Source organism: Saccharicrinis fermentans DSM 9555 = JCM 21142 (assembly GCF_000517085.1).
Classification (GTDB): domain Bacteria; phylum Bacteroidota; class Bacteroidia; order Bacteroidales; family Marinilabiliaceae; genus Saccharicrinis; species Saccharicrinis fermentans.
Map to the genome: position 1 here is coordinate 3,629,341 of NZ_KI912107.1, position 25,270 is coordinate 3,654,610.

Below are 25,270 nucleotides of genomic sequence, written 5' to 3' on the forward strand. Positions count from 1 at the left end.
ATATTGAAATTAACTTATTTATTACTTAATAAGTAACTTTTTGGTTGTTGACGTACCATCAACATTAACAAAAGAGATAAAATACATACCGTTGCCATAAGCATCTAGTGGAATAACCAATGACGATTCGCCATTCATACTTCTTTTAAATACCATTTGACCAGAAGCTGTTACTAGCTTAACAAGTTTAACCGAGCTTACTCCAAAAACAGTTACCTCAGAAGATGCAGGGTTAGGATATAACTTAATTTCGCTATCTAATAACTCCTTAGCATCTGTAGTTGTATTACTTTCAAAAGTACTTTTGATTCCTCCAATAATCTCAGCATGAGACCAAGCGTACTCTCCAACATATTGAATTACATATTTGCCATCCACTTTTGCTGGCATTGAGTTAGACCATGTATTAGTGAAATCAACACCATTAATCTCAAGTTTGCTAACATTCCAAGAATTTACATTAGAAATGTCTTCGTCAGTAACCCAACAGAACTCGCCTACACCGTCATATTTATGAGTTAAGCCAATTGAAATTGGATTAGGACATCCTTCAGGAGCTTCTTCGAATACTGCATTGATTTCTTTGTTAGAATCCATAACTATAGTTGCAAGAATTTCTGATCCACTTAGATCACCAGTCCATTTTACAAAGCTGTATCCTTCGCCTGCAATAGCATTTAAAGTAACAGATGTACCCTCTAAGAACTCAGAACCCAAAGGATCTATTTCAACAGAACCTTCTCCTGTAGTTGTAATTAATAGAGTATAACTTGGTGTTGTTGATACAGTAACCGAGCAAGTTGCTTCAAAACCACCATCTTCTGTAGTAGCTGTAATAGTAGCTGATCCAAGAGCTACTGCAGTAACCTTGCCATTACCATCAACTGTAGCAATGGATGTATTACTTGATACCCAATTTACTTTTTTGTTGGTTGCATTAATAGGAGATACTGTAGCAGTTAAAGATTCAGATTTACCTACACTTAAACTCAACACCGTTGGATTAATAGAAAGTCCGCTTACATCAACGGTATCTTGTGCTCCAAATAATCTACCATACTCAGCATTAGCAAGTGCGATATCTGCTTGTGCCCAATATCTGTGGTAAGCAACTTTGTAGTCTTCACCAGCATCGTATGCTGCTTTAAGATCAGCATAAGCAGGGTCGTTTTTGTACTCCGAACGGATATCAATAAATTTAACGCCAGACTTGATTTCATCGCCATTGGCCATTTTACCAGAGTACCCAGAAGGAATATAAACTTCTTGCTCGAAGAAACGAGAGTAATCACTACGAGTTTCTTCTACTGTAATACCTAAACCATCTTTGTCGTAGTATTTATTCCACATACGGTCTAGAATTTGTTTTGCTAACTCACGAGCTTCATCATCAAGCGTATCATATCTTTTAGTACCTGCTGCATAGTAAGTAAGTGCTTTAGCCAAACAACCTGCAACACCTGCATCATGTGAGTAATCAGTTACCGTAACATGTAAATTAGTATTTTCTGCAGGAGAAGAAGGATTCCAAGTTTCAGGTTGACCTTCCCATTTCAAAGTAGCAGGAATTTGGTAATCACCATCATCAGTTAATTTAACTTCACTTTTTACCCAAGCTACCCATTTGTCTAATAGCTTTTTAGCCATTTCATTATTGTCGATGTAATATAACTCGGCAATTCTTTCCATTGACCAAGCTTGCATTCCAAACCATTGGTTTGAACCTGGATCATGATATACAGGATGCTCTTGGTAAGCCATACCGTAAAAAGTAGCTGTTCCTGAAGGATATGCGCTATAATTACCGTTTAACGAGTTCGTTGCACCACCAGCAATACCACCTTCGGCAGACTGTAACCAGGTATAGAATTCAAGCTGACGCTCTAAACTTTTACCCCAATCTTTCGCTCCATTTGCAGTTACTGGTTTAAGCTCTTCCGTTTCACTAAGTGCGTAAGCAGCTACAGGATTTTGGTATCCAAAGTGGTTATGACTACAACCAATTCTCCAAGCCCAGTTATTAGCTTCTAAAGGACCACCCCAAGCAAAATACCACGACATTAAGTAGTGTGCACTGTTGTAACCTGTGGCTCCAGCAGCATTTACATTTTGAGCCCCTATTGGTTTAAAGTATTTATCGAACATGGCTAACCTTACAAAGTCACCCATTTTACTAGCCTTTTCTGTAGGAACCGTTGTTTTAGGATCTAAACCTTGTTCTTTAGCAAATTCAACCGCCCAGTACATGGCTTGTACAGCCCTGGCATCAGCATCAGGAGCGTTTGTATACCTCCACTGTTTAGTTGGATTTGGATCATCAACAAATAAACTCAAGAAACCAGCATTGTCAGCTCCCCATGAGAAATCTTCCCAAGATGGATGTGGCACTGTTTCCCAAACAGATTCTTGCTCACCGCGTTGAAAAGTATTGATATAACTTGGAGTACTTTTACCATCTCCCATATTACCATAACCATAAAAGTTATCACAATCGAATAACCAATGCATGGCATAAACATCCGAGCCATATGCTGCTGTTAATTCAGCAGAAACAGGGTCTTCACCCACAGGGATGTTTGGTTCTAATGCAGAAGGATAATTATCTGGAAGAGGATTCTCAGTAACGTAATCAGCAGGATCACTAGGATCGTAGTCATTAGCAGTAGGCTGCATAGCTGATGTAGGAATGGCTTTTTCTTCCATGGTTGTCCATGCATCGTTCAAGTATGTCCAATCACCTGTAATACCACCATACATAGTTTCCATCCAAATCCAGTAAGAATAAGCCTCACTAGTAGTTTCATGTCCATAATCAGGAGCTTCACACATAAGTGTTTCTACGGAGTGATATGGTACACCATCTTTACTGAAATAACCGTTATCAGGGTCATTCATTTTGTTACGTAAATCCAGGAAACGCTGTGTATACTCGTTTTGAGCAAAATCACTAAGTAATGTTACTGTAACCTCACAAGTTGCTGTCAACTCACTACCTTCAAGAGAAGCTGTGATAGTTGCATTACCAACTGTAAGAGCTGTAACTTTACCGTTTTCGTCAACTGTAGCAGTGGTAGGATCACTTGATTCCCAAATTACGTCTTTGTTAGTTGCATTTACAGGAGATACTGTAGCTGTTAAAGTTTGAGAATTATTAACCGCTAAGTTTAATGATGATGGAGAGATAGTAAGATCTGTAGCCGCTACTTCATTCTGCTCTCCAAATAATCTACCATACTCAGCATTAGCAAGTGCGATATCTGCTTGTGCCCAATATCTGTGGTAAGCAACTTTGTAGTCTTCACCAGCATCGTATGCTGCTTTAAGATCAGCATAAGCAGGGTCGTTTTTGTACTCCGAACGGATATCAATAAATTTAACGCCAGACTTGATTTCATCGCCATTGGCCATTTTACCAGAGTATCCAGAAGGAATATAAACTTCTTGCTCGAAGAAACGAGAGTAATCACTACGAGTTTCTTCTACTGTAATACCTAAACCATCTTCGTCGTAATATTTATTCCACATACGGTCTAGAATTTGTTTTGCTAACTCACGAGCTTCATCATCAAGCGTACCATATTTTTCAGTACCTGCTGCATAGTAAGTAAGTGCTTTAGCCAAACAACCTGCAACACCTGCATCATGTGAGTAATCAGTTACCGTAACATGTAAATTAGTGTTTTCTGCAGGAGAAGAAGGATTCCAAGTTTCAGGTTGACCTTCCCATTTCAAAGTAGCAGGAATTTGGTAATCACCATCATCAGTTAATTTAACTTCACTTTTTACCCAAGCGACCCATTTGTCTAATAGCTTTTTAGCCATTTCATTATTGTCGATGTAATATAACTCGGCAATTCTTTCCATTGACCAAGCTTGCATTCCAAACCATTGGTTTGAACCTGGATCATGATATACAGGATGCTCTTGGTAAGCCATACCGTAAAAAGTAGCTGTTCCTGAAGGATATGCGCTATAATTACCGTTTAACGAGTTCGTTGCACCACCAGCAATACCACCTTCGGCAGACTGTAACCAGGTATAAAATTCAAGCTGACGCTCTAAACTTTTACCCCAATCTTTCGCTCCATTTGCAGTTACTGGTTTAAGCTCTTCCGTTTCACTAAGTGCGTAAGCTGCTACAGGATTTTGGTATCCAAAGTGGTTATGACTACAACCAATTCTCCAAGCCCAGTTATTAGCTTCTAAAGGACCACCCCAAGCAAAATACCACGACATTAAGTAGTGTGCACTGTTGTAACCTGTGGCTCCAGCAGCATTTACATTTTGAGCCCCTATTGGTTTAAAGTATTTATCGAACATGGCTAACCTTACAAAGTCACCCATTTTACTAGCCTTTTCTGTTGGAATAGTTGTTTTAGGATCTAAACCTTGTTCTTTAGCAAATTCAACAGCCCAGTACATGGCTTGTACAGCCCTGGCATCAGCATCAGGAGCGTTTGTATATCTCCACTGTTTAGTTGGATTTGGATCATCAACAAATAAACTCAAGAAACCAGCATTGTCAGCTCCCCATGAGAAATCTTCCCAAGATGGATGTGGCACTGTTTCCCAAACAGATTCTTGCTCACCGCGTTGAAAAGTATTGATGTAACTTGGAGTACTTTTACCGTCTCCCATATTACCATAACCATAAAAGTTATCACAATCGAATAACCAATGCATGGCATAAACATCCGAGCCATATGCTGCTGTTAATTCAGCAGAAACAGGGTCTTCACCCACAGGGATGTTTGGCTCTAATGCAGAAGGATAATTATCTGGAAGAGGATTCTCAGTAACATAATCAGCAGGATCACTAGGATCGTAGTCATTAGAAGTAGGCTGCATAGCTGATGTTGGAATGGCTTTTTCTTCCATGGTTGTCCATGCATTATTCAGGTATGTCCAGTCCCCAGTAATACCTCCATACATGGCTTCCATCCAAATCCAGTATGAATAAGCCTCACTAGTAGTTTCGTGTCCATAATCAGGAGCTTCACACATAAGTGTTTCTACGGAGTGATATGGCACTCCATCTTTACTGAAATAACCGTTATCAGGGTCATTCATTTTTGCACGCAAGTCTAAAAATCGCTGCGTGTACTCATTTTGTGCAGTTACATTAATTGATAGCATACTTGCTGCCAATAAAATGAAACAGAGAATGTGTTGTCTTTTCATGTTCTTAAAATAAATTAATAGTGTTAATTAAAGCCGATGTTGTCAGAAATGGCAACACCAGCGCGAGCAAATAAAAAATGTTATTATTGGATTATTAATACTTTTGATATAGTTGTATCATCAACAGTAAGAGCTTTAATTATATACATTCCTGATTTGAAATCAGATACGTTTATAGTTAGTGAGCTAGCTTTATTTGTTAACTCTTCTGCAACTTTTGCTCCTGTAACAGAATAGATGGAAATTGACTTCATATCCTCAACGTTGTCAATAGTGACAACATCAGTAGCAGGGTTCGGATAGAAACTAATGTCTGATACAATGGCTGTTTTGTTAGTACTAGTTGCTCCAGAAGCAGATTTTGTATCACCATTTATAAATTCTGCATGTGACCACGCGTAAGAACCTTTATAATATATCTGATATTTTCCGTCAATTTTCGCAGGCATAGAGTTGGACCACGTGTTAGTGAAATCAACACCATTTATTTCAAGTGTTGCTAAGTTCCATGAGTTTACATAGTCTATTTCATCAGTAGTTTCCCAATAAAATTCACCTTCTCCATCGTGCTTGTATGTTATTGAAATAGTTGTGTAACCTTCGCTAGATGTATTAGGAACAAAGTTCGCTACTACAGACTTGTTACTATTCATTGTTAATGTTACTGTTTTATCTGAACCAGTAATATCTCCAGTCCATGCAGAGAAAGTATATCCAGCTTCAGCCTGAGCAGTTAAAGTAACAACTGTTCCTTCGTCATAAACATCGGCAGTTGGAGAAATAGAAATTGAACCTTTACCTAGAGTGTCAGTAGATAATGTGTAGGTAGGTAGTACTATATCTGTTACAGTAACAGTACATACAGCTTCGAAATTACCATCAACACTTGTAGCAGTAATTGTTGCAGAACCTTCAGCTATAGCTGTTACCACACCCGAAGTAGTTACTGTAGCAATACCTTCGTTGCTTGTTGACCACGTAAGGCTCTTATTTGTTGCGTTAGTAGGCAATACGCTAGCTGTTAAAGTTCCTGTTTGACCTTTGTTAATTGTTAAAGCACTAGGGCTAATTGTTACACCAGTTACGTCAACATCTTCAACTGGACCAGGCTCGTTACCATATACCAATTCTCCATCAGCATAAAGAGGAATATTAGGAACACCAGTAAGGCTTGAACCAACACCTTCGTATGACCAGTCATTAGAAGGATTCCATGCTGAAGCAGGAGCCTCATAAGGTAAACGAACTCTGATTTGCGTTTCGCGTTTTGATTCACTTTGACCTCCAGGGTAAATAACTTGATCGCTATTATAAGTAACCTCTACATAGTAAATGCTATTAGCAGCATCAGCTGGTAATAATTCTGAGTATGTAGCATTACTACCATTTGCAGAAACAATATAGTCAGATGCTGAATAACCGGCGTCAATACCTTCTGAGATATCAAAGAACAAACGATATTTAAAACTACCAGGGATTCGGGCAGGCCAAGCTGTTCTGTTATGAACCCAGATTGCATATTCTGAAAAGGTATCACCTGAAGCGTTCAGTTTTGCCTCAACTAAGAATTCGCCATTGGGAGTTTCAGCTTGTGGGAAATCAGCAAGTATAGATCCTCCATGGTCAGCACACAATCTTGCAACTACACCAGTAAATAAAGAGTTGTAATCAGTAGCAACTTCGTTCCATACATAATCACTTCTATCATCAGTCCAATCCATATCATCGGCAGATTTATGACCACCAACTAAAGCACCATATAAAGTGTGTCTCGTTTCTACAGGTACACTTTCATCTCTACACCACGAAGCATGTGCTGTTCTGTGGTGAGGATACATTGGGTATTTTGGTCCATAACCAATAACATAACTTACATCTTGCGGATTATCACCTAACATATAATCAATGAGCTCTTTAGCTCTATCTCTGTACTTTGCTTGTTTAGAAGCATCAGTCATGTTATCACTTTGTTCTAAAAGTAAGAAAGCTGTGTTGGCAGCATATCTAAATGATCCCCATGCGTCAAGGATAGGAAAACCACTACCTGTAAAGCTAGGTCCTATTCCGTTAGGTCTATCTGTAAACCATTGGTCTAAGTGACGTTCTGCATCTTGGTTGTACTCACTTTCCCCAGTTAGAGCAGCCATTAATACATAACATCCGTACTGCTTGTTATCCCAAGCTAGTGTCCAGCTATAATCTTTATCTGAAGTAGTCCCCTGGTTACCGAGTAAAGCATACTCTGTTTTAGCTTTAGATAAGTAACTTTCATCTTCTGTTGCTTTATATAACCAAATTGCCCCCCAACAAAGCTCATCTTGATATCCACTCCAGGAGTTATAAAAGCTTCCTGCCGGAATTACATCAGTATATTTACCTCTGTAGTTATCCGCAAAACTATAAAGCTCTTTAGCATGATCTAAAAGAGTAGCAGCGTAACTTGCATCAGTATCTTGAAAAGCAAGACTTGCTGCAGCCAAAGCAGCAGCCGTTTCTCCAGCTAAATCAGATCCAGGATTTGCAGCATCAATTTTATACGATAAACGAGTTGATCTGATATCAATTACCTCGGCAGGCACCCAATAGCTATGGTCTTCGCCTCCATCACCTATTTGACCGTACAATTCATTAGGTGCTGTATGGCATTTGATCAAATAATCAGTTACGTGTTTAATATTCTCAAGGAATATCTCTTTTTGATTCGTTGATGCATATACGTCTTTGTTTTCAAGATATCCCCAACATAATGTTGTAACTGAATATGCCATAGGAAAGTTGAACTTTACGTGGTCTCCTGCATCGAACCATCCACCAGTTAAGTCTAAATTAACATCGCTACCATCTTCTATAGCTGCATTCGCTCGCCAGGTTACGCGGTTATTTGGACTTAGTTCACCGGCTTGTTGGGCCTCATAAAAAAACATTGATTTCTGGAGAACTTCTCCGTAATTATGTTGCGCTACTAAAGAATTAGAAAAGGTGCAACAAATTAAAAATGCAATTAAAATAAATGATTGTTTCATTTTTAAATGAATTAAAAACCTTAAGCGTTGTTTTAGCAATTAAAGTTGTAGTTAAAAAAAGAGTTGAGTAAATTATTAGACGCAAGAACGGTCTCAGATATAAATACTTATATACCAAATGCTATCTTGAAGTGCTGTGAATTATGATTAGATTATTAACGAATAACCATTACTTTATTAATTCTATTTCTGGATGAATTATGATGGCTTTTGAATTAGTATTGGATAGACTTTCGTTTTTTTTGTTTGTGATGTTTTATACATAGCCCCGAAGGGCTATGCTAAACAAAACACAAATAAAATACTGAAAGTGTGATCAATACCGAGTTGTTGTCAATAGTTGCAATTATTGATTAGATTTGATATAGAGTTTCTTTGCTTCAGACATTCCATTTGGTTTTTTAAGTACAATAATGTATCCACCTGAATTTAAGTGTTTGATAGAAAAGCTTTCTTGCCCATTTTTAGTAACCCTTCTATTAAAAACAACTTGTCCTCGCATATTTATGACACTTATTGTGCTACCTTTTTCAACACTTCCTACAGTTATATAATCACTGGCTGGATTAGGGAATATAACAAGCTGTGATGAAGCTGATTTAATTGGTGTGTTGCTTATCGAAGCTGATTTTAAACAAGGTGCAGTGTCACTGTTACTAAAATAAATAGTAAATACTCCTGTTTTTTGAGCCATTACAAAGTTATCTCCATCGGTAGTCACCCAGTATTCACCGTCAAGGCCAGTTATATTGGTGTTTGATAGAGATATTGATGGATTTGCTGATGAGAAATTTTGTATGCTCAACGGAATTAAGTTGTTGTACCAACCAGGTTCTCCATTATTTGTGCTTATTGAGAATTGCCATAACCCATTGTTATTTAAGTCCCAATTGATCGTAAAATTAGTAATATTATCTAAATTTGGACCTGTACCCAATACATATATGTTATTGTAAGATTTATTAATTGATGCAAGAGGTGTAGCTAACGGAGTATTAAATGCACATGCGTTGAAAGTGGTATCTTGGGTAAATATTGCGGTCACATATTTATCTGTATCCATAATAATGTTAATGGTATCTGATAGGGAATTGCTATCGCCAGACCAACGATTGAAATGATAGTTAGTATCTGGAATTGCTATAAGTTTTACGATAGTACCTTGTGGGTAAGAGTTACTTGCCGGACTGGAGTTTACTACTCCCATTCCGTTTGTGTTAATATTTAGTAGATACGTGATAACGTTATTGGCATTAACAATTACAAGGCATGAGTCTTTTATGTTTGTAGCAGAAGAGTAGGCTGTAATAACAGTCTCTCCTTGGCTTAAGGCAGTTACTGTACCGTTAAGATCTATAGAGGCTACAGACTCGTTACTTGATACCCAACGAATAGTTTTATCAGTAGCTTCTTGAGGAGAAATGGTTGCTGTTATGGTTCTGGTTTGCTGAGTTTCAATGTTGATCAAGGAATCACTTAAAGTTAGATTTGTAACAGGTACTTCTTCCACACTAACCTGTGAGAATGTTAATTTACTAAAGTTAAAGTCGCCTGCATCTATATATATCCTCATTACTTGTATTCCGGCATTTAAACGAATGTTTTTAAATACAATATTGGCGTAAGTCCCCCAGCTTCCAGAAGATCCTACATTCAGAAGGCCAGTTTTGTCAACTTCATCAAATTCTAAGTGAAATTTGCCTCCGCCTGGTTCTGATGCATAACGCATTTCGAGATCGTAGGTTCCTGATTGTATAACGTTAACAGTATATTCTAACCATTCTTCGGTTTCTACATATCCTATGTTACCAACTCCATCTCCTCCTTCAGTATCAACTCCTTCTTCAGTGCGAATACCTCCAACACCCTTATTTACCATATCAGCATCATGGTAAGCTATGCCTTCACCTCCAGTATCAAAATTAACAGCTAATACTGTACCGGGTATACTTGCAGGTGACAAAACATTAGGGTATGGATCCTGAATAATTTCGGTTACAACATTGATTACCACGTTTGTAGATGTATTTTGGGCAGATTCGTTGTCAGTAATAACAGCGTTAATATTATATTGTGCGGCTGTATTGGGAACCCATGTTAACGTATAAGGTGCCTGCGAACTAACTCCAATACTTGAGTTGTTTGCATAAAAAGTTACATGATCAATTGTCCCATCTCTATCAATCGCCGTAGTAGTTATTAAAATGCTGTCGCCAATTTCGTAGTAGCTATTTGTTTTAGGTGATTCAATGTTAATTACCGGAGCTATGTTACCTCCGGTATTAGCCCATGCGTCAGCGGGACTAAGAAGTTTTTGTTTTATATATGTTCCAGAAGTACTTGTGTTGTTCCAATTAGAATTGCAAGCTCCGGTAGTTAATGCTGCAGATATTTCATCTTTGTCAGAAAAACTCCAGTTGCACCAGCTTATTTTGTTTTCTTCCATGAAACTCATCCACTTATCGCATTCCTCTATGTAGGGGCCTCCATCTCCACTTGCTTGGCTAGTGCCAAACTCGGTAACAAAAATAGGTAGGCCTGCATTGATAGCATTCATTGCTTTGTCTCTTAACCACGATAGGTGAGTGCCAGCGTAAAAATGTAATGAATACATAATATTGTCGCCCTGTATGGGTGATTCTGCTGCTATATCAACATCCTGACACCAATTAGGGGTGCCTACAATTATTATTGTATTAGGATCATTTGCTCTAATAATAGGTATGATTTCGTTGGCATATTCCTTAACTCTGGACCATTCTATGCCATTGGGTTCGTTGCAAATTTCGTAAATAACATGTTCTTTACCACTGTGCTTTTTACTCATATAGTCCCAAAAATCTTTTGCTATAGCAAGATTAGTATTGGGATCTCCAGGTGTTAATATATGCCAATCAATTAAACAATATATTCCATGTTGCTCACAAATATCTACCATATAATCTATCCATTGTTTCCAATAGTCTGGATTGGTGGTATAGCCGTTTTCTTCAACATACATTGCTAACCTAAAAATATCAATACCCCAGTCGGTAGTTAGAGTGTTAATACTATTAAAGTTATAGCATTTCCCGAACCATTGTGGCCCATGTGAACTCATGCCTCGGAGTTGAACAGGCGTACCATTTGCATTAACCATATTTACTCCGGAAACACTCAGTTTTCCGTTGGCCACAACAGGCGTTTGTGCATTAGAATAACCTAAGGAAAGTAGAACAACAATAATAATACTGAAGCTTGATTTAATGATTTTTAAGTTGTAGTTGTGTTTCATAATAATTGGTTTAATAAAGTTACTATGCGATGTTGTTGTAACTTTTTTGCATAAAAACCTAAGTCTATTTCATGCAATATCTAAAGACAAATATAAACCTAAAGTATTGTAAGAAAGTTATGTAATACTACGACAATACTACGACAATCGTTTTTTTTAGTGAGACAAAACTGCGACAAAAGGTATGGCCTGATATTTTACCATAATAAAAAAGGGGTATATTTAAATACTGGCTATAAAACTGTTTAATTTTATTTCAGAGGCTAAATTTAATTTTTTACGTAAACGTGATCTGGACTTTTCAACTCCCCGATGAGATATATTCATCAGAGAAGCAATTTCTTTCGTTGACAAATCAAGTTTTAAATAAGCACAAAGTCTCAAATATGAGTGGGAAAGTTCAGGGTATTTTTCTTTGAGACGTTTAATAAAGTCTTTATGTACATTATTAAAATGTTCTTCAAATCTGCCCCAATCTTCTTCTACTTTGAATTCCGAATCTATTGTTTTGATTAATTCTTTCAAATTTTCTTTTAAGGCAGGATCATCAGCCTCTTTACAAAATGTACTTATCTTATTTTTTACCTGAGTCATCCGCTCATTTTTATGTGTTAAGAGCACCGTAGTTGATATTAACTGTGCACTTTTGTAGTCCATTTCGTTTTTCTCGTATTGTTTTTGAGCATCATTTATTTTATCATTTAAAGAAATTTGTTGTTTCTCTGCCTCTTGTTTTTTTATAGTGTATTTATATTGTAGTATATCCCTTTCTTTTTTTAATATTTTAAGCCTTAGTAAATACAGGTAGTTCAATAACGCTATCAGAGATATTAAGGCAATTAGCTTAAACCAAATTGTTTCGTAAAAAGGTGGAAGGACAATAATTGTTAGATTACGGATAGGATGTTCTATGGAATTGTCCACAACTCTAATTTGGAAAGTATAAGTTCCAGCTTTTAAGTTTGTATATGTTACGGAATTCTTTTTTTTATTATTATTCCATATATCCGAAAACCCAAGAAGCCTATATTCATATTCAACTTTATCATTATAAGCATAAGAAAGAGAACTGTAATTAATAGTAATCAGGTTTTCTTTTTTTAATAGTTCTACAGTATCGGTATAGGTTATAGATTTGTTTAATAAAACTCTGTTATTAATCGTATCTTTTATACCGATTGATCTATTCTGAATTTTGAAATCGGTTAATATAGTTGGTATTTGTATGGTATCTGCCTTTATGTCTTTGGGTTTAAAGTAGCTTAAACCAGCAATTGAACCAAAATATAGTTTACCATCATGCGAACTAGTAAAACTTCCATTAACAAAAGAGTTAGAAAGTAGCCCATCAGTAATATTGTAGTTTACAAAAGAGGTATCCTTTAATCCAAATTTTGATAGACCGTTATTTGTACTTAACCATAAATACCTATTGTGCGTATTTATTATTGCGTTAATAGTGTTGCTTGGTAAACCATCCTCTACAGAGTAGTGTGTAAAATTATCTGTTTTTCTGTTGTACTTGTTCAGTCCGGCCTCTGTACCAATCCAAATTTGTTTGTCATCATCCTGATTGATGGAATAAATAATATCTCCTGATATTGAACCAGAATCATTTTCATTATATAAATAGTGGCGGAATGTTTTGTTTATGGGGTCGTATGTGTTTAATCCATATGTTGTTCCAATCCATATGTAACCTAATTCATCTTCAAAAATTGTTCTAACCCAATCTAGGCTTAATGAATTATTCAGGTTGCTGGTGTCTTTTTTAAGTATTTGTAATGTCTTATCTTTTAGGTTAACAATGTTCACACCTCCTCCATTAGTTCCAATCCATAACTTGTCTAACCTATCTTGCATAAAGCATCGAATATCGTTATTGCTAAGTTTTAATTTAGGATATAATGTATTAAAGCTTTTTATACTCTGGTCATTAGGGTTATATATGTAAATGCCCTGTAGGTATGAACCAAGCCAGATATTAGAGTTTTTGTCCTGATAAAGAGCAAGTATATTTTTAGGAAATTTATCGCTAATAATATTATTGGAATTTGCATTATTAGCATTGTATAAAACGCCATTTTTGATAAAGTTAAGGCCTCCTCCATCCGTTCCAATCCATATATTGTGGTCATTGTCCTCTAGTAAAGATGTAACAACAGAATGACTTAGGGAGTTGTTGCTTAGAGGGGTGTTGTTTAGATTGGTGAAGCATTTTTTATTTCGAGCTAAACTAATACCTCCGTTAAAATGACCTAACCATAGATTTTGTTCCCTATCTCTGAATATACAACGGATAACATTATTACTAACTGATTTGGTGTTAGTGCCATAGTTTTTATATGCTTCATTTTCTTTTGTTGCATAGTTATATTTAATTAAACCATCACCATCTGTCCCTATGTATAAATATTTTTCACTACTTACTAAGTCAAATATCCTTTGGGGACTAGCTTGATTAGCATTAGAACTAAAAAAGGGTTCTAGAGTTAAGTCGCGGGTACATACTTTTAGCAATCCTTGATTATAAGTTGCCACTAATATGTAATCTTTTTTAAAAGCTATAATGTTTCTTATTTCAGAATTAGCGCAGAATGATTTGATTTTAATATTGTTATTGTTCGGGTCAAAAACAAATAAACCTTTATCTAAAGTTCCTAACCAAATCCTTTCTTTTTCATCAATATGTATAGCAGAAACTCTGAGACCAATTTTATCACAACAATCAAGAGGGAGCACTTCTTTTTGAGTATACGTATTGGTATTGAAACAACGTAAGCCTCCACCATCAGTACCAATCAACAAAGTACTATCATTTTGCTGGTAAATTTCGATTACATGTACTCTTTCTTGCATTGGTAAGTTAGGTAGATAAAAATGCTGAAAGGTTTCGGTCATTTCATCATATAACTCAAGCGACACTTTACCTCCTAACCATAATTTGCCTTTATTATCAATGTGTAATTTTAATACCTGATTGTTTCTGATTGAATTAGAATCGAGTTTATTGTACTTAAATGTTTTAAACTGATTATTGTTATAATAAGAAACTCCATCATCAGTAGCAATCCATATGTTACCTAGTTTATCTTGAGTTATATCATTAATAGTGTTGTGAGGCAGACCGTCATGAAGACTTAAATGATTAAATGAAATGGGCCTGATTTGCGTATGTATGTCACTTAATACAAAAAAAAGTAGAGCTAATGTGAGTAGTTTACTAATTATCATAACAAAAGTGTATGTAATAATATAATGAATTGTTGCGTTTCTACTATATTCTAATGCATGAAATAAGTTACATAAATCTAACATTTATTTTGTTAAAATATTGTATTTTTTTTAGTATAATTTTTATTCAAAAGATTTATACCAATCTCAAGCAACCGATAAATCTTCAATATATTATGAGTTCATACTAAATATAAGATTGCCCATAGCTATGATAAAATTATATCTATCATATTAAGTTGATATTGCTATTAGGTTTTAACATATAACTGAGATAATATAAATTTGACGCAAACTTTGCGATGAGTAAGTAGTTAATGATAATTACCGATGACATTGGTGAATTTTAAATAGTCTTTGCAAGAAAACTCCAGCAACTGGGTTGTTTTTTTTGAAACAGTTTCCGAACCAAGTTCAAAAAAGATGGGTGTCAGCTGAAATTAAAATCCACTGAGAGTATGGCCTATGCTTGGAGTCGAAACAGAATTGAGGAACGAAATCATGAATGCCTTAAAGCATATACGTATATTATGAATAATGGGAGATTGGGCTATTGCCCAATTGTAACACAGTGTAAATCGCCAACAAAATAAAATTAAACAGATTGTTGGCAAAGTCCAATATTAGAGACTACCATCTCGATAAAAAGACTTCAGAAACACCGCTATATTACTTTAGCTTCCATGCACAATGGAATAACTTCTTCTTTACCTGCAAATGATAATTCACAAGTGGCTCCGTGGAGCTTCGATTCTCCATGATGTAGAGATCCGCCGTATATGCACGAATAAATTAAATTAGTATTTAATTTATGAAGAGGAATAAAGAAATTTTGTATTTAGTGGCTGCAAGAAAAGGACTGTTTTTTCAGTCTTTGATAAGAAAGCTTCAAAGACAAGGCTTTCGATATTTTTGAAACCAAGGAGTTTACTGATTGTAAATGACTGTTTCAAAAATGAGAATAACGCAGTATTTGGAGTTTTCTTACAAAGACTATTTAATAAAAAACGCAAACCTCAACTGAGATCTGCGTTTATATTCGAAATTATTATAGCGTCAAACTATGCTTGAAGCACCTTTTTAACCATGTCGGCTATTTCTTTACCGTCGGCCTTACCTCCCAGTTCTTTGGAAGCCATACCCATTACTTTACCCATCTCCTTCATGGAAGTAGCACCTGACTTTTCTACGATAGCCTTCACCAGTTTTTCCAGTTCAGCTCCAGTAATCTGTTCAGGCAAAAATTGAGCAATTACTTCAGCCTCTGCCAATTCTTTTTCAGCCAGGTCTTCACGTCCTTGTTCCACATAGATAGCCGCAGCATCTTTACGTTGCTTCACCATTTTTTGCATTATCTTCAATCCGGCCTCATCGGTCACATCTTCGCTTGAAGCAGTATTAGCTTCGATCAATTCTTTTTTAATTCCGCGCAAAGCCTCTAATGTAATCTTATCTTTGGCTTTCATAGCGGTTTTAATACCTTGCGTTATTTGCTCAAGTAATGTCATTGTTTATATATTTTAATATTTACGGTATCCTTGATTAATCCACATTGTCATGCAAATATGGATTATCTCGTACAATCTTGGTCTTACCATCCTTACCCTCTGAAATTGTAAAACGAGATACTTTATATCGAGAATCATCTTCCACCGAGGCATCTAGCTGTTTTGATTTTTTACGTTTGTAGGCAGGAACATTTTCAATACGTTCAATATACCTGTCATCTTCCATATCCTCCGGCGAAATAGAAAATCTTTCTCCCACCCCAGTAGATATTCGACCCTGGCTGTAGCCCAGTGGCATATCCATTTCACTTTCCTCTACCACTTTCTTTTGTACGGTATCTTTATAAAAAAGATGAATACGATCATCCTTTGCTTTTTCAATGGCGTCAAAGTCAATAACCCTAGAAGCGCCCTCCTCCGGTTCATCCTGATTCAGGTCCTGAGGCTCATCGTCCACAAACTCCAACACCTCCTCATCCTTACCAATCTTTGCCTCCTCGTCATCCAAAGCAAAACGTTGAACTTTCGGTTCATTTCTTTGCGAAAACTCAGCAATATTTTTGGTATTAAAGCCCGTAGCAATAATGGTGACACTTACATTATCTTCCAGATTTTTATCAGATCCGGTTCCCCAAATAATAGAAGCACTCATACCAACCGTCTCTTGCACAAAATCAGTCACCTCACCCACTTCATCCATGGTTATCTCTTCCACGCCCGATGTAATATTCAATAATATATTCTGTGCTCCACGAATATCATTGCTATTAAGCAGTGGTGATTCCAAGGCTTGCTGAATAGCCAACAAGGCTCTGTTTTCGCCTGCAGCCGACGAACTCCCCATGATAGCCACTCCACTATCCTTCATCACTGTTTCCACATCAGCAAAGTCGACGTTTATATAACCGTGTACAGTAATAATTTCTGCTATCCCTCTAGCAGCAGTAGATAGTACATCATCGGCTTTGGAGAAAGCATTGGATAATTTCAGGTCACCATACATCTCGCGCAGCTTCTCATTATTGATAACCAACAACGAATCCACATTCTTCTCCATCTCAGCAATACCATCCAAAGCCTGATTGATCCGCAATTTGCCTTCAAATTTAAATGGTATGGTAACAATACCAACGGTAAGTATACCCATATCTCTAGCCGCTTTAGCTATTATGGGAGCAGCACCTGTTCCTGTTCCTCCCCCCATACCTGCGGTGATAAATACCATTTTAGTATTATCCTGCAATACTTTTTCAACCTCTCCAATATTCTCTATGGCAGCCTGCTTTCCTTTCTCTGGCTTATTACCAGCTCCACGCCCCTCTGTAAGCGACTCCCCAAGCTGTATTTTAATAGGCACAGGACTATTTTCCAATGCTTGCTCATCAGTGTTACACACCATAAAGTTCACATCTTTAATACCCTGATTGAACATGTGATTTACCGCATTGCTGCCACCACCTCCAACTCCAATAACTTTAATAATACAATCACGGTTTTGAGGTATATCGAAATTCATTAACTCCTCACTCATGTTGTTGCTTTTTAAATATCCCGCCGCAAAAAGGCAGGGAGACATAATTACAAGATAAATAATATGCACAGGTCTGCGCCATTAGCCACATGCCAACAGCAGCACCCTATTTACATTTCCACATCCTTCTCATCAAATATACCTGCAATGGTTTTCTTAAAACTACCAAACAGGTCACCTGTTGTATATTCAGGCTTTTCTCTACGTTTTTTCTCTTTTCGAGGCTGCGAAGCCGCTTTTTTTGTCATCGCCTCATCCTCCTGTAAATCATCATCAAACAACTTCTGTTCGACCACTTTTTTTATTGGATTATCCATAGCACTCAACAACAGTCCAATACTGGTTGAATAGATGGGCTTGCTTACTTCATCAATTTGACTATCCACCAGATACTTATTGGGGATACCTATACGTACCTCCAGTCCTGTACGGAACTTAACCAATTGAGGCAAATTTTTCAATAAAGCACCCCCTCCGGTAATCACAATACCAGCACCCAGCTTATCATAAAGCTTAGAACACTCTATCTGATACATCACGTAGTCTACAATCTCTTCCATCCGAGCCTGAATAATATAGGCCAGTGACTTAAAAGATATCTCTTTAGGTTCCCATCCTTCAATACCAGGTATGGTAACCACCATATCTTCACGTTCCAAATCTCCCAAAGCAGATCCAAACTGAGTCTTCAATGACTCTGCTTGTTTTTGCAACACAGCACAACCTTCTTTCACATCGGAGGTCACCACATTACCTCCAAAGGGAATAACAGCTGTATGCTGGATCACGCCGTCATAAAACACGGCCACATCAGTGGTTCCTCCACCTATATCTACCAGCACCACCCCTGCTTCTTTTTCTTCAGCAGTAAGCACCGAACGTGCCGAAGCCATCGGCTCCAGTATCAAATCATTTAACTTCAACCCAACGCGATTGATGCATTTCTCAATATTATTGACCGAAGCGACCCTTCCTAAAACAATATGATAATTACCCTCTAAACGACGACCAGACATACCAATGGGATTTTTCACCCCCGACTCATTATCCACCACATAATCCTGGGCAAAAACATGCAAAATATTTTCGCCAGCCTCCAAAGGAATCTTAAAATTATCCTTATACAACTGATCTACATCATATTGTGTTATTTCATGACTGGTTTCTATATAACGGTAACCTCTATTTTGTAGACTTTTAATATGCTGGCCTGCAATACCAACATATACCTCGTACAGCTTAACATCATATTTCGCTTCCACATTAAATACCAAATCTTTAATCGCATTTACTGTTTCCTCAATATTAAGCACAACCCCTCTTTTTACACCTGTTGATGGTACTTTCTCTATACCTACAATGTGCATCCTACCGTCTTCAGTTTTCCGTCCAACAACAGCTACAATTTTTGTGGTACCGATGTCGATAGCAGCAATTAAATTGGATGTATCACTCATTCTATTATTTTTTTGTACAAATTATTTGACCTTCAAACTTTAAATTAATCTCTTTGTAATTATTCCATTCTCTGGGATGCAACCCTTTACTATACAGAGCATAAAGATTCCTCATCTTTACCGGATAATTATCCAACGATCCCAAATAAATAATCTGATCACCAACACGAGGAGCCAAAGAGAACTCCCCATTTTGCTCAACATATACCTGTTCTATCTGAGCATTCCAAAACGGACTGGCCTTAATATAACGTGCAAATTCCACCACCTCATCCAAACTATCTAACTTATTTACATGACCACTTATTACCAACACATGCGCAGCATAACTATCAAACAGAGGCATTTTTTCACCATCTACATCAATATAATAGGACGAAAGTCCTGAAAAAATCCTGCACAATGGCTTTCTTTGCTCCAATTCCACATTCAATCGACCTCCTATGGTATAGTAAGCCTCACACTTACTGACTGCTTCATGTTTCAAGATAAAGTGTTCAATCTGATCACATCCAACGGTTCCCACCTTATTTCCAAGGATGTTGGTATATTTTTTCAACAATACATCACGCATTTGTGATGAGGTAACAAATCGGGCATCAATACTGTCGTTTACCACCACATGAATGTCGGAACAAACCACTTTACTTTTACCATTCGCAACAAAAGCAAAGAGCACGGGAAAGTAAGCAATCACCAACCCCCACAGTATCATATTTTTAACCTTAGCTATCATTTTCTTCTACCTACTTCAACCCTCTTAAATATATTCGAATAATTAAAATTATCTATCATTTATCTGATCTTTTTTATAAACAATTCAATTTTATTTATCAACGATTATTCCATAGATGCTTCCAAAATATGGGAAAACATGTCCATTAAACAAACGTACTACGCAAGACCACCTCTATTCACTATCCAAACGCCTATCGCAGAGAATGGTTTAGGCCAGCAACAACAATTACCTCAGTGCATTTGCCACCTTATCTATTTCTTTGTCTATATCTCCGGCGCCCATCATCAATAACACTTCCGGATTTACAGCTTTTATCTCGTCTATCAGTTTCTTTTTGTCCACTATTTTCCTCACGGGCAAATCCACCAGATCCAAAATAATATGCGAGGACACTCCTTCCATTGGCTCTTCGCGAGCCGGATAAATATCGAGCATGATTAATTCATCCAACTGATTTAAACTACGTGCAAAATCCTTGTAAAAATCCTTGGTTCTGGAAAACAAATGAGGTTGAAAGACACCAGTCACCCGCCTCTTGGGATACAAGGCTCTTACAGAGCGTATCGTGGCCTTTATCTCCTCAGGATGATGTGCATAATCATCTATCAACACCAAGTCATCACGCTTAATCCTATAATCAAACCTCCGTCTAATACCCTTAAACCCACACAATGCTCTTCGCATCTCATCCTCACCAACACCCGTCAAGCAAGCCACCGCACATGCACCCACCGCATTTTCAACATTAACCATCCCTGGAACACCCAATACCATATCCTTCATTACGGCACCTCTGGCATAAAAATCAAAACAATAGAGGCCATCCACCAGGCGAATATTATCTGCAAAAAAATCGGCTTCCTGATCCTCCAGAGAATATCTTAAATGACAAACCTCATCCCTCTCCTTAAACTCCAGTTCAATCTCCTTTTTAGTAAGTAAAATACCGCCCGCCTTTATCAAGCCACCAAACTCTACAAACGATTCCTTAACAGAACGATCGTCACCATAAATATCCAAATGATCAGCATCAGCACTTGAAACCAATGCCAAATAAGGCTTCAACTTCAAAAAGGAACGATCAAACTCATCAGCCTCCAGCACCACATAATCTGACCTCTCTGAAAGCAATAAATTTGTTTTATAATTTTGCGAAACTCCACCTAAAAAGGCGCTACAATCAACAGCTGATTGTTTTAACAAATGAGCCACCATGGTAGATATGGTAGTTTTACCATGTGTTCCTGCCACACAAATACCCTTTTTCCGGCAAGTCAACAAGCCCAACACTTCCGATCGTTTTTTTATGGTAAACGAATGCGATGAGAAATAACAAAGCTGCTCATGCTCCAGAGAAACTGCCGGAGTATAAACCACCAATGTACTGAGCGGATTTTTATACACATCCGATATAAGTGCCAGCTCATCCTCAAAACAGATTTCAATCCCTTCCTTTTGCAGTTCGTCAATAAGAACTGTTTGGGCACGATCATATCCGGCTACTGCATAACCATTGGCTTTAAAGTAACGTGCCAAGGCACTCATTCCTATCCCACCAATTCCAATAAAATAAACACTCTTTACTTTACTAAAATCCATTATCTATTTCTTAACCAGCTTAAATAATTCTTCCACAATAACTTTTGCTGCATCGGGCATAGCAAACTTCTTCACATGTTGCTTCAACATTTCGAGCCTGCCATCATCATTTAATAAGGCCAGCACTTTAACAACAAGCTCTTCCGCCACATCTCCATCCCTGACCATCTCAGCCGCATCCTCCTTCACAAGGGCCATGGCATTCTTGGTCTGATGATCCTCTGACACATTAGGCGACGGAACAAATACAGTAGCTTTTCCCAAGAGGGCAATTTCTGATATGGACGAAGCTCCAGCCCGAGAAACCACCACATCGGCCAATGAAAAAGCAGCCTCCATACGATCAACAAAAGCCATTATTTTAATATTTTTATTTTCAGGAACTGCTTCCTTTATCTTTTTATAATAATACTTACCTGTTTGCCATATCAACTGAACACCTTCTTTTTCCAACAATCCATAACCAGCCTGTATACCCTCATTAATGGTTCCTGCACCCAGACTTCCTCCGGTAACAAAAACCACCTTTCTATTGGGATCCAGTCCAAAATAGGCAGCGGCCTCCTCTCTACCTACCCTATTCAGTAGGTTTTGACGTATAGGATTACCTGTTAATATAATTTTTAACGCCGGAAAAAACCTTTCCATTCCCGGATAAGCAACACATATCTTACTCACCTTCTTGGATAATATTTTATTTGTAACGCCCGGATAAGAGTTCTGTTCCTGAATAATGGTCGGAATATTATTGGCAGTTGCCACGCGCAACACCGGCCCACTGGCATAGCCACCTACACCCACCACCACATCAGGCTTAAACTGCCGCACTACCTTCTTAGCCTTGCGCATACTGGCGGCCAACTTAAAAAAGAAGGTCACATTCTTAAAAGTGAGCCTCCGCTGAAAACCAGCCACAGGTAATCCCACAATTTCATACCCTGCCGCCGGTACTTTCTCCATCTCCATCTTACCCTCAGCCCCAACAAACAATAACTGCACAGAGGGATCTGCGACCTTTAAAGCATTTGCTATTGAAATTGCCGGAAAAATATGTCCTCCGGTTCCTCCTCCACTTATTATAACCTTCATATACTTAATAATTAAACAATAAGATAAGCCAAGCCCAACGTTCCAATCAAATCCCTTATCATTTTATAAATCTCTTTTAATAATTAAACAGTCTCCTGCGCATCCTCCTTTAAGCGCTGCGCCTCTTCCATGTTATTTCTACTCACAGACAAGATGGCACCCATAGCTACACAGGTAAATATAATAGATGTTCCCCCCATACTCACCAAGGGCAAAGGCTGTCCTGTAACAGGAAATAATCCTACGGCCACACCCATATTAAAGAAGCCTTGAAACACCAACAAATAAGACAATCCAATCGCTAAAAACGCAGGAAAGGTACGCGTACTACCTCGTACAATCACACCTGCCCTAAACAAGAAGACCACATAGCACATGATAACAAAAAATGCTCCCATGGCACCCCACTCCTCAACAATGATGGCAAAAATGAAATCGCTATAAGGGTGAGGTAGAAAATTTCGTTGCTTACTATTACCCGGGCCTTTCCCTAATAAACCACCCGTCGCCACTGCCATTTGAGCCTGCCGCGACTGGTAACTACCTTCCGACTCCTGCCCCTCGTCATCCATAAATCTTTCAATACGGGCTTTCCAGGTTTCAGCCCTATGAAGGAAAGGCAAATAGGGAGATGCCAAAAACAAAACAGTCACCAATAAAGCTACCGCCCCCACAGTTCCCAACAAATATTTAAAAGGAACCCGTCCTATAAACATGAGAAGAAAAGCAATAAAACCAATCAAGAATGCCGTTGAAAAATCCTCCGTAAAGATGAGTAGACAAACAATTCCCACATAGGTCACAATGGGCTTAAACGCCTCTTTAGCCCCATGTTTATCATCTTGATTTCGCGCCAATGTTCGGGCAATATACATGATCAATGCCAGCTTGGCCAATTCTGAAGGCTGAAACGAGATACCAATGCCAGGAACGGTTAACCAGCGCGAAGCTTGATTTAGACTCATACCTGTCACCAAGGTAATCAGCAACAATCCGATGGACACCCACAATGCCAGAGTAGCATACTTGGCAAACATCCGATAGTCCATCTGATGAATAGCCCAAATAACCGTAATACCAACCAGCAAAAAGACAAAATGCTTGAGCATATAATAATACGTATTTCCTCCTTGATACTTATACGCCAACGAACCCGTTGAACTATACACTGCCAACAAAGAAACAGCCGCCAACACAGCAATCACGCCCCATAATATAGGGTCACCCTTAAAATACCTTTGCAAAGTCGACTTTAATCCCATTTAAATAAATTCAATCAGCACCAATAGCACTACAAATTTCTAACACACTCTTTAAACATACGACCACGCTCTTCGTAATTCTCAAACAGATCAAAGCTCGCACAAGCGGGCGAGAGCAAGATGGCATCCCCTTTGTCGCCCAGATAATACGCCGACTTAACGGCCTCAGCCATACTTGAGACCTCCACAATAGTAGGTACAATACCTTTAAAGTTCTCCAACAGCTTCTTATTATCGGTACCTAGACACACCAAGGCCTTCACCTTTTCCTTTGCCAACTCTTTTATTTCTGCATAATCGTTCCCCTTATCAACGCCCCCAGCAATCCATATCACCTTCGTACCCATGCTTTCCAAAGCATACCATGATGAATTTACATTAGTAGCTTTAGAGTCGTTGATAAAACTCATCCCTCTCACCTTAAGCACCTTTTCCAAACGATGTTCCACTCCCTTAAAACTCAAGAGACACTCACGAATGCTAGGTTTCCTGATTTGAAACAAACGAGCCACAATGCCCGCTGCCATCGTATTATAACGATTGTGCTGGCCCTGAATGGCCAGCTGTTCAATAAATACACTCATAGCATCCTCCTTTAGATTAAATACTATTTTGTTATCTTGAAAAAAGGCTCCATCACTAACTTCTACTTTATTGGAAAACGGCAACTGCTGAGCCTTTATATCTCTTACCTCCAGCTCCCGTAAAATATTCTCGTCATCTAAACAATAAATAAAATAATCATCCTTTGTTTGATTTTGAACAATCCTAAATTTTGAATCAATATAATTTTGCATTTCATAGTCATACCTATCTAAATGATCAGGTGTGATATTTAACAACACAGCTATATCTGCTTTAAAATCGTACATACCATCCAGCTGAAAACTACTCAGCTCCAACACATACCATTCCTTAGGCGCATCCAAGGCTATTTGGCGGGCCAGACTTTGGCCAATATTACCAGCCAATCCAACATCCAATCCGGCCCCGGTCAATATATGATAAATAAGCAATGTAGTGGTTGTTTTACCATTACTCCCACTAATTGCCACAAACTTAGCGTCCGTATATTGGGCTGCAAATTCTATTTCAGAAATCACAGGTATCCCCTTTTCCTTAAGCGCAATAATCACAGGTACCCGATCCGGTATTCCGGGACTTTTCACTACCTGGTCGGCACACAAAATTTTATCCAAGGAATGCTGTCCCTGTTCAAAAGCGATCCCATGCCCTTGCAACTCATCTTTAAACGATTCTTTAATAAACGCTTTATCAGATACAAAAACCTCACAACCCCTCTTTTGTGCCAACAATGCAGCACCCACTCCACTCTCTCCTGCACCTAATATGACAATTCTTTTACACATCGA

The 25,270-nt window shown here is 37.9% G+C and carries 12 protein-coding genes; all 12 read right to left on the reverse strand.

The genetic code is table 11. The features are described from left to right. Nucleotides 1-21: 21 nt before the first annotated feature. The 12 genes from CYTFE_RS30850 to murD all read right to left on the reverse strand — a co-directional run bounded on the left by CYTFE_RS30850 (nucleotide 22) and on the right by murD (nucleotide 25,267). Nucleotides 22-5,136 carry a glycoside hydrolase family 48 protein gene (locus CYTFE_RS30850; RefSeq protein WP_211238184.1) on the reverse strand — a complete coding sequence of 1,705 codons (5,115 nt, stop codon included), beginning with the start codon at nucleotides 5,134-5,136 and terminating at the stop codon, nucleotides 22-24. Nucleotides 5,137-5,264: 128 nt separating this feature from the next. Continuing rightward, on the reverse strand, nucleotides 5,265-8,204 hold the full coding sequence (locus tag CYTFE_RS26750; RefSeq protein ID WP_044262832.1) for a glycoside hydrolase family 9 protein: 2,940 nt from the start codon (nucleotides 8,202-8,204) through the stop codon (nucleotides 5,265-5,267). A 346-nt stretch (nucleotides 8,205-8,550) separates the two neighbouring features. Next, nucleotides 8,551-11,478 carry a cellulase family glycosylhydrolase gene (locus CYTFE_RS28860; RefSeq protein WP_052343221.1) on the reverse strand — a complete coding sequence of 976 codons (2,928 nt, stop codon included), beginning with the start codon at nucleotides 11,476-11,478 and terminating at the stop codon, nucleotides 8,551-8,553. A gap of 222 nt (nucleotides 11,479-11,700) precedes the next feature. Continuing rightward, on the reverse strand, nucleotides 11,701-14,796 hold the full coding sequence (locus CYTFE_RS0114785; RefSeq protein ID WP_027472403.1) for a ligand-binding sensor domain-containing protein: 3,096 nt from the start codon (nucleotides 14,794-14,796) through the stop codon (nucleotides 11,701-11,703). A 977-nt stretch (nucleotides 14,797-15,773) separates the two neighbouring features. Next, complete coding sequence (locus CYTFE_RS0114790; RefSeq protein ID WP_027472404.1) at nucleotides 15,774-16,220, reverse strand: GatB/YqeY domain-containing protein; 447 nt, start codon at nucleotides 16,218-16,220, stop codon at nucleotides 15,774-15,776. A 34-nt stretch (nucleotides 16,221-16,254) separates the two neighbouring features. Then, the gene (gene ftsZ, locus CYTFE_RS0114795) at nucleotides 16,255-17,751 is read right to left on the reverse strand and encodes a cell division protein FtsZ (RefSeq protein WP_044212376.1); all 1,497 of its coding nucleotides are present in this window, start codon (nucleotides 17,749-17,751) and stop codon (nucleotides 16,255-16,257) included. A 110-nt stretch (nucleotides 17,752-17,861) separates the two neighbouring features. Next, complete coding sequence (gene ftsA / locus CYTFE_RS0114800; RefSeq protein WP_027472406.1) at nucleotides 17,862-19,208, reverse strand: cell division protein FtsA; 1,347 nt, start codon at nucleotides 19,206-19,208, stop codon at nucleotides 17,862-17,864. A 4-nt stretch (nucleotides 19,209-19,212) separates the two neighbouring features. Continuing rightward, on the reverse strand, nucleotides 19,213-19,923 hold the full coding sequence (locus CYTFE_RS0114805; RefSeq protein WP_235208084.1) for a cell division protein FtsQ/DivIB: 711 nt from the start codon (nucleotides 19,921-19,923) through the stop codon (nucleotides 19,213-19,215). A gap of 249 nt (nucleotides 19,924-20,172) precedes the next feature. Continuing rightward, nucleotides 20,173-21,546 (reverse strand): UDP-N-acetylmuramate--L-alanine ligase, encoded by a 1,374-nt coding sequence (gene murC / locus CYTFE_RS0114810; RefSeq protein ID WP_027472408.1) that lies wholly within the window; start codon nucleotides 21,544-21,546, stop codon nucleotides 20,173-20,175. Nucleotides 21,547-21,549: 3 nt separating this feature from the next. Next, nucleotides 21,550-22,635, reverse strand: a complete 1,086-nt coding sequence (murG, locus tag CYTFE_RS0114815) for an undecaprenyldiphospho-muramoylpentapeptide beta-N-acetylglucosaminyltransferase (RefSeq protein WP_235208083.1) — start codon at nucleotides 22,633-22,635, stop codon at nucleotides 21,550-21,552. 83 nt (nucleotides 22,636-22,718) lie between these two features. Then, nucleotides 22,719-23,897, reverse strand: coding sequence for an FtsW/RodA/SpoVE family cell cycle protein (locus CYTFE_RS0114820; RefSeq protein ID WP_027472410.1), 1,179 nt, complete (start codon nucleotides 23,895-23,897; stop codon nucleotides 22,719-22,721). 29 nt (nucleotides 23,898-23,926) lie between these two features. Then, nucleotides 23,927-25,267, reverse strand: a complete 1,341-nt coding sequence (gene murD / locus CYTFE_RS0114825) for a UDP-N-acetylmuramoyl-L-alanine--D-glutamate ligase (RefSeq protein ID WP_027472411.1) — start codon at nucleotides 25,265-25,267, stop codon at nucleotides 23,927-23,929. Nucleotides 25,268-25,270 lie beyond the last annotated feature (3 nt).